The organism is Streptomyces sp. NPDC054770, assembly GCF_053611985.1.
The window spans coordinates 22,458-29,561 of record NZ_JBSHBL010000109.1 but is presented as its reverse complement, the minus strand read 5'-3'; the positions used below and the strand labels follow the sequence as shown (position 1 = coordinate 29,561).

Sequence of the window (7,104 nt, the reverse complement as noted above, 5' to 3'; positions counted from 1 at the left end):
GGAAGCTAAGCCTTACAGCGCCGATGGTACTGCAGGGGGGACCCTGTGGGAGAGTAGGACACCGCCGAACAAATATTGAGAAAACCCCCGCATCAATGATGCGGGGGTTTTCTGCGTTATAGGGGGCTGAGCAGGCCTGCTCAGGGGAAAGTCAGAGCCGGCCTGCTGCCTTCAGCGCGAGGTACGCGTCCGCCAACGCGGGGGCGAGATCATCGGGTGTCGCGTCCACGACCGTCACGCCGTGTCGGCGGAGTTGCTCCGCAGTCCGGTGCCGTTCGCTCTGGGCCTGTGCGGCCGCCGCTGCCTCGTACACCGCGTCGGCGTTTCCACGAGCCGTCGCCATGCGGGCGATATGCGGATCGGCCACTGAAGCGAGCAGAACCGTGTGGCGTTGGGTCAGCTGGGCGAGCACGGGAAGCAGGCCCTGTTCGACCGGGGCCGTGTCGAGCGTTGTGAGCAGGACGATCAGGGAACGGCGTGGGGCCGTACGGAGCGCGGTGGCGGTGAGCCCGCGGGCGTCGGTTTCGACGAGCTCGGGCTCCAGCGCGGCCATCGCGTTGACCAGGGACGGGAGGACGTCACCTGCGGCGCGGCCTTGGACGAGGGCACGGACCCGGCGGTCGTAGGCGAGGAGATCCACGCGGTCGCCCGCGCGGGAGGCGAGGGCCGCGAGGAGGAGTGCCGCATCCATGGAGGCGTCCAGGCGGGGGGCGTCGCCGACTCGGCCGGCGGAGGTGCGGCCGGTGTCCAGGACGAGGAGGATGTGCCGGTCGCGTTCGGGACGCCAGGTGCGTACCGCGACCGCGGACTGCCGTGCGGTTGCGCGCCAGTCGATGGAGCGGGTGTCGTCGCCGGGCACGTACTCGCGCAGGCTGTCGAATTCTGTGCCCTCGCCGCGGGTCAGAACGCTGGTGCGGCCGTCGAGTTCACGCAATCGGGCGAGTTTCGACGGCAGGTGCTTGCGGCTGGTGAAGGGGGGCAGAACCCTGACAGTCCAGGGCACTCTGTGGCCGCTCTGGCGGGAGAACAGGCCGAGGGGGCCGTAGGAGCGGATCGTGACGCGGTCCGCCTGGCGGTCGCCGCGGCGGGTGGGGCGCAGGCGGGTCGTGACGCGCCGGCGTTCGCCCGGGGGGACGGTCAGGCGGTGGCGTGAGGCCTCGACCTCCGTGCCAGGCTGCCAACTGCTCGGCGGCCAGCCGTCCCTGAGACGGGCCCGGAGCGGGCGCCCGGACGGGTTGGTCACCGTCAGAGTGACGTCCGCGGTCTCGCCCAGGCGGGCGGACGTGTCGCCGGAGCGGGCCAGTACGAGGCGTCGTACCGGGGCGGCCAGGGCGAAGTCACAGGCACAGGCGAGCGCCAGCGGGCCGTTCACGGCGAGGATGCCCGTCCAGCTCGGCTCCCAGATGCCGATGGGGATCGATCCGATGGCCGCGACGAGGGCGGCGCGTCCGGTGAGGGGCATCAGCGGGGTACCGGGACGTGGGCGAGGATCGCGTTGATGACGGAGTCGGCGGTCACGCCCTCCATCTCGGCCTCCGGGCGGAGTTGGACGCGGTGGCGGAGGGTGGGCAGGGCGAGGGCTTTGACGTCGTCGGGAATGACGTAGTCGCGGCCGGTCAGCCAGGCCCAGGCGCGAGAGGTGGCCAGGAGGGCGGTGGCGCCGCGCGGGGAGACGCCGAGGGTGAGGGAGGGCGACTCGCGGGTGGCACGGCAGATGTCGACCACGTAGGCGGTGATCTCGGGGGAGACGGTCGTCTTGGCGACGGCGGCGCGGGCGGCTTCGAGGTTGGCGGGGCCTGCGACGGGGCGTACGCCGGCGGCACGCAGGTCGCGCGGGTTGAAGCCCTCGGCGTGCCGGGTGAGGACGTCGATCTCGTCCTGGCGGGAGGGGAGAGGGATCGTCAGTTTGAGCAGGAAGCGGTCGAGTTGGGCCTCGGGGAGAGGGTACGTGCCCTCGTACTCGACGGGGTTCTGGGTCGCGGCGACCAGGAACGGGTCGGGGAGGAGGCGCGGGGTGCCGTCGACGGTGACCTGGCGTTCCTCCATGGCTTCGAGGAGGGACGACTGGGTCTTGGGCGGGGTGCGGTTGATCTCGTCCGCGAGGAGGAGGTTGGTGAAGACCGGGCCGGGCTGGAAGGAGAACGCGGCGGTGCGGGTGTCGTAGACGAGGGAGCCCGTGATATCGCTCGGCATGAGGTCGGGGGTGAACTGGACTCGCTTGGTGTCGAGTTCGAGCGCGGATGCCAGGGCGCGGACGAGCAACGTTTTGGCGACTCCGGGGACTCCTTCAAGGAGAACGTGTCCGCGGCAGAGAAGGGCGACGACGAGGCCGGTCACGGCAGGGTCCTGGCCGACCACGGCTTTGGCGATCTCTGCGCGCAGGGCCTCCAGGGAGGCCCTGGCGTCGGCCGGGTTCCCGGTGCTCCCGGCGTTGTCAGTGGTCGGGTCCATCATGGACGGCGTACCTCTCTTTCGAGGGCGTCGAGCTGGTCGGTGAGGGCGATGAGGGCCGCGTCGTCGCCGGGCGGCGGTCCGAAGAGCAGTGCTTGCAGGGCCTGTCCGTCGCCGCGGAGGTGCGCGGACAGGGCGGGGAGCAGGGCCTCGGGCGCGTGCGCCTGGGAGACGGGGACGCCTACGAGGGGGGCGAGACGGGTGCGGGCGGTGGAGCGAAGAGCGGCGGCGGCGCGGTCGCGGGCGCTCGCCTTGCGGTAGAGGCGGGCGCGGCCTTCGACGGTTTCGGAGGCGCGGATCGCCACGGGGAGTTTCTCGGGCACGAGGGGGCCGAGTCGGCGTGCCCGCCAGAAGGCGGCGAGGGCTGCGGCGATGAAGAGCTGGAGTGTGCCCCAGAGCCAGCCGGAGGGCAGCAGGTCGAACAGGGATTTCTGGTCGCCGGTATCGGTGGCCGTGGTGTCGGAGAGCGAGGGGAGGTACCAGACCAGATGGGGGCGGGAGCCGAGGAGTTGGAGGGCGAGCGAGGCGTTGCCCTGCTCGTCGAGGCGGTCGTTGAGCAGGATGTCGGGCGCGCCGAGGACGACGGTGTCTCCGTCTCCGGAGGCCGCGGGGATGCGGAGCAGCGTGGCCAGGCGCTGGCTGGGGTAGCAGGAGTCGGCGTCGAGGTGGGTGGTGGTGTAGCGGATGCCACCGGTGTCGGCGCTGCCCGCGCGCCGGGCCGCGGCCAGGGTGCAGTGGGGGGCGAGCGTGGACCTGACGCTGGTGGCGGGGTCGGCGGTGACGCCGGGGGCGAGCCGTTCGACGGAGGTGCTGCCGGCGGCGACCAGGACGGTGCGGCCGCCCGACCGGGCCGTCGACGCTCGCAGCTGGGTCTGCTGATGCGGGGTCAGCAGGTCCGGGAGGGCGACGAGGAGAGTGGTGTCGCGGCCGGCCGAGGCCCGTGCCTCGGCCAGGGTGGTGACGACGCGTGTGTCCACGCCTCGGTCGGCGAGGAGTTCGGCGACGGCGCGGCTGCCGTATTGGTCCGCGGAGCGCGGGTCGAGGTCGCCGTGCCTGTTGTCGGAGCGGATGACGGCGATGGCGACGGCCCCGGCGAGGACGAGCACCACGGCGAGGACGATGCCCCGGGTGCGGGTCCACACCTGGCGGGTGGTGGGTGCGGTGGAGGTGGTCGGGAGGGCGGCCACGCCGGTGGTCATTCGGCGGCTCCCTGGCGGGTGTTGTGGGCCGTGCTGTGGGTGCTGCTCGCGAGGACCGGCTTGGTGCGTTCCAGGTCGCGGTCGAGGTCGGCGACGCGGTCGTACGACGCCTGGGTCGCCCTGCGGCCGCCGTATGTCACGTCGTCGAACTCCCGGGCCGCGGCGCGCAGCCGGTCGGTGTGGGCGGGCAGGGCGCGGCCGGCTTCGGCGGCGGCCTCGTCGGCGGTGCGGCCGGGGCGGACGTCGAGCAGAGCGCGTTCCTCCAGGGCGCGGACGACGGCGCGCATGCGCTCCTGGAGGGCCTGGTTCCAGTGGCCCTGGGCGGCGTGCGCCTCGGCGGCCGCGCGGTGTTCGGCGGCGCTGCGGGGGCGGTCGTCGAACAGGGCTGCGGCGGAGACGGGTTGGCGGCTGGGGGTGCCCAGGCGCCACCACAGGGCGCCCAGGACGGCGATGACGACCAGGACCACGACGACCAGGCCCAGCGCGCCTCCGGGCGTCGCGGACGCGGCGGCGGAGAGCAGGCGGTCGACCCAGTCCAGGACGGCGTTCAGGGCGCGCTGGAACAGCCCGGGGTCGTGCTCGTGGTACATCCGCTTGGACAGTTCGTGCCGTGCCGCCTCCCGCGCGGGATCGCGTGGGGTGGTCACGGGCGGTTGGTCGCCCGAGCCGGTCAGCGACAGCAGGGCTGTGTCCCGGGCCCGCAGCAGGCCTCGTACGGCCTCGTCGGCGGCGCGTGGCAGGGCTGCGGGCACCGCTGCGAGGACTCCCCCCGTCGGGCTCACCGCATCAGCTCCCCGGGACGGTGCCGGGGGTGCCGGCGCCGTAGTTCTCGACACCGGCGGCGCGGGCCAGTTCGAGGTCGAGGGCCTCGCGGCGGATGCGCTGGTCGATGTAGAGGAGCACGGTGACGCCCGCGTTGATCGGGAAGGTGAGCATGGAGCCGATCACCGAGCCGATGCCGCTGATGACGAGGAACGTCCAGCCGTAGTTGTCGTTGGTGTTCTGGAGGAAGCCGGTCAGGCCGTGGCCGCCGGCGTAGGCCCCGAGCAGGGTGAAGGGGACCACGGCGAGCGACGAGACGATGTTGGCGATGACCGAGGCGAGGAACTGGATGCCGAAGACGCGCCACCAGGAGCCGCGGACGAGCTTCATGGAGCGGCCCAGCGACTTGGTGATGCTCTGCTTCTCCAGCATCAGGGCGGGCGAGGCCAGGGAGAAGCGGACCATCAGCCACACGGCGACGACGAGACCGGCAAGGATGCCGAGGATGAGCAGGGCGGCGATGGCGCCTGCGGGGCCGCCGGCGATCGCTACGACGATGCCGGGCAGTGCGCCGACGAGCAGGATGCCGACCGCGATGAGACCGGTCAGGACGATGAGGCCGCACAGCTTGAGGACCTGCGGGCGGGCGTCGCGCCAGGCCTCGCCGATGGCGACGGACTTGCCGAGCACGGCGCGGCTGGTGACGGTCGTCAGCAGGGCTGTCGCGATGATGGTGCCGACCAGGGTGATCAGCAGGACGGCGCCCGAGCTGAGTGCGACCTCGCCCGCGGCGCGGCTGATCTCGGTGAGGGAGGCGCTCGGGTCGTTGAGGGCGTCGGTGGTCTCGGTGTCGTTCAGGACGAGGCCCTGGAGGAGGATCACCGCGACCTCGGTGATGACGGCGACCGTCAGCGAGATGCCGAGGACCGTGCGCCAGTAGGTGCGCATGGTGGAGACGGCGCCGTCGAGGATCTCGCCGACGCCGAGCGGGCGGAGCGGGATCACGCCGGGCTTGGCGGCGGGCGGGGGGCCGCCCCAGCCGCCGCCCCAGGCTCCGTGGCCACCGGGCGGGCCGTAGCCGCCGGGGCCTCCGTATCCACCGGGTCCGCCGTAGCCTCCGTAACCGCCGCCGGGGGGCTGGCCGCCCCAGCCGGGGCCGGGGGGTGGGGGCGGCGGTGCCTGGCCTGGTGCCGGGGCGCCGGTGGGCGCGGACCACTGGCCGGGCGGCGGCTGTTCCTTGGACCACTGCGAGCCGGAGCCCTGTGGATCCGCGCCCGGTTGATCGGCGGGCTGTTCGGCAGGCCCTGCGGGGACGGGGCGGTCGGCAGGGGCGGACGCGCCGGGTTCCCGCCCGTCGGACGGGGCGGATCCGGGCGAGGCCCAGCCCGGAGTGTCGTTCATCGAAGCTCCTTCACGGTGCCCGTCCGCTGTCGCGGTGGCAGGTTGGCTGCCATCGTGCCATGGGGCGGGCGCCCAGTGACCGGCCGCGGTAGAGGCTGCGCACCTTCAATTGTCCGCCGGATACGGGGCAGACTGACCGCATGGCTGATCAGTACGCGCAAACCGGCGAGGACAAGCGGCCGACGGGAATGCCGGTGATCCGGTGGGAGGAGCCGCCCGAAGGCCCTGTGGTGGTCCTTCTCGACCAGACGAGACTGCCGATCGAGGAGGTCGAGCTGGTGTGCACGGACGCGCCGGCGCTGGTGGAGGCGATCCGTTCGCTCGCGGTGCGCGGGGCGCCGCTGCTCGGGATAGCGGGGGCGTACGGCGTCGCGCTGGCCGCCGCGCGGGGCTTCGACGTGGAAGAGGCCGCGGTGGCGCTGTCGAGTGCCCGGCCCACGGCCGTGAATCTTTCCGTCGGAGTGCGCAGGGCCGCGGCGGCGTACCGGTCCGCTCTGGCCAAGGGGGGTGACAGCGAGGCGGCGGCCGCGGCGGCGCTGGCCGCGGCGCGGGTGCTGCACCGGGAGGATGCCGAGGCCAGCGCCCGGATGGCCGGGCACGGGCTCGCGCTCCTTGACGAGCTGCTGCCCGGCGGAGGGCACCGGATCCTGACCCACTGCAACACCGGTTCGCTGGTGTCGGGAGGGGAGGGCACGGCGTTCGCGGTGGCCCTCCAGGCCCATCGAGCGGGGCGGTTGCGACGGCTCTGGGTGGACGAAACGCGTCCGTTGCTGCAAGGTGCTCGCCTGACGGCATACGAAGCGGCTCGCAGCGGTATGGCGTACACCTTGCTCACCGACAACGCGGCCGGTTCGCTGTTCGCGGCGGGGGAGGTGGACGCGGTGCTGATCGGGGCGGACCGGATCGCGGCCGACGGATCGGTGGCGAACAAGGTGGGGAGTTATCCGCTTGCGGTGCTCGCGCGGTACCACCATGTGCCGTTCATCGTGGTGGCGCCGGTGACGACAGTGGATCCGGAGACGCCGGACGGGGCGGCCATCGAGGTCGAACAGCGCCCCGGATATGAGGTGACCGAGGTCACAGCACCGCAGGTGCCGGTGGCGGGAGCGGGAAGCGGGATTCCGGTGGCACCCCTGGGGACCCAGGCGTACAACCCGGCGTTCGACGTGACGCCGCCCGAGTTGGTGACGGCGATCGTCACCGAGGAAGGCGCCGTTTCGCCCGTGACTGCTGAGGCCCTTGCCGAGCTGTGTGCCAGGTCACGCCAGGTAACGATTAGCTAATGGGATGA

General features: G+C 72.7%; 6 protein-coding genes and 1 rRNA gene. 2 read left to right on the top strand and 5 right to left on the bottom strand.

Translation table 11 applies throughout. The features are described from left to right. Positions 1-70 (top strand): 5S ribosomal RNA (rrf, locus tag ACWGKQ_RS47305); the annotation flags it as partial. Positions 71-151: 81 nt separating this feature from the next. Here rrf and ACWGKQ_RS47300 read toward each other — a convergent pair. The 5 genes from ACWGKQ_RS47300 to ACWGKQ_RS47280 are packed head-to-tail and all read right to left on the bottom strand — an operon-like array spanning position 152 to position 5,813. After that, a complete protein-coding gene (locus ACWGKQ_RS47300) occupies positions 152-1,462 on the bottom strand; it encodes a DUF58 domain-containing protein (RefSeq protein ID WP_453298303.1) in 1,311 nt (436 codons plus the stop codon). Beyond that, positions 1,462-2,451 (bottom strand): AAA family ATPase, encoded by a 990-nt coding sequence (locus tag ACWGKQ_RS47295; protein WP_453298304.1) that lies wholly within the window; start codon positions 2,449-2,451, stop codon positions 1,462-1,464. Before ACWGKQ_RS47295 ends, ACWGKQ_RS47300 begins: the two co-directional genes overlap by 1 nt. Continuing rightward, positions 2,451-3,650, bottom strand: coding sequence for a DUF4350 domain-containing protein (locus ACWGKQ_RS47290; RefSeq protein WP_453298302.1), 1,200 nt, complete (start codon positions 3,648-3,650; stop codon positions 2,451-2,453). The genes ACWGKQ_RS47295 and ACWGKQ_RS47290 overlap by 1 nt, the downstream gene beginning before the upstream one ends. Continuing rightward, positions 3,647-4,402 (bottom strand): DUF4129 domain-containing protein, encoded by a 756-nt coding sequence (locus ACWGKQ_RS47285; RefSeq protein WP_453298301.1) that lies wholly within the window; start codon positions 4,400-4,402, stop codon positions 3,647-3,649. The genes ACWGKQ_RS47290 and ACWGKQ_RS47285 overlap by 4 nt, the downstream gene beginning before the upstream one ends. A 34-nt stretch (positions 4,403-4,436) precedes the next feature. Beyond that, positions 4,437-5,813 (bottom strand): hypothetical protein, encoded by a 1,377-nt coding sequence (locus tag ACWGKQ_RS47280; protein WP_453298300.1) that lies wholly within the window; start codon positions 5,811-5,813, stop codon positions 4,437-4,439. 140 nt (positions 5,814-5,953) lie between these two features. Between ACWGKQ_RS47280 and mtnA the strand changes: the two genes are divergently transcribed. Continuing rightward, entirely contained in the window at positions 5,954-7,096 is a 1,143-nt protein-coding gene (mtnA, locus tag ACWGKQ_RS47275; RefSeq protein ID WP_453298299.1) for an S-methyl-5-thioribose-1-phosphate isomerase, read from the top strand. The last annotated feature ends 8 nt before the right edge of the window (positions 7,097-7,104 follow it).

Excerpts from the sequence above, each read along its gene's own strand:
- ACWGKQ_RS47295 (WP_453298304.1), bottom strand. The coding sequence starts at position 2,451 with ATGGACCCGACCACTGACAACGCCGGGAGCACCGGGAACCCGGCCGAC.
- ACWGKQ_RS47300 (WP_453298303.1), bottom strand. The coding sequence starts at position 1,462 with ATGCCCCTCACCGGACGCGCCGCCCTCGTCGCGGCCATCGGATCGATC.
- ACWGKQ_RS47290 (WP_453298302.1), bottom strand. The coding sequence starts at position 3,650 with ATGACCACCGGCGTGGCCGCCCTCCCGACCACCTCCACCGCACCCACC.
- mtnA (WP_453298299.1), top strand. The coding sequence starts at position 5,954 with ATGGCTGATCAGTACGCGCAAACCGGCGAGGACAAGCGGCCGACGGGA.
- ACWGKQ_RS47280 (WP_453298300.1), bottom strand. The coding sequence starts at position 5,813 with ATGAACGACACTCCGGGCTGGGCCTCGCCCGGATCCGCCCCGTCCGAC.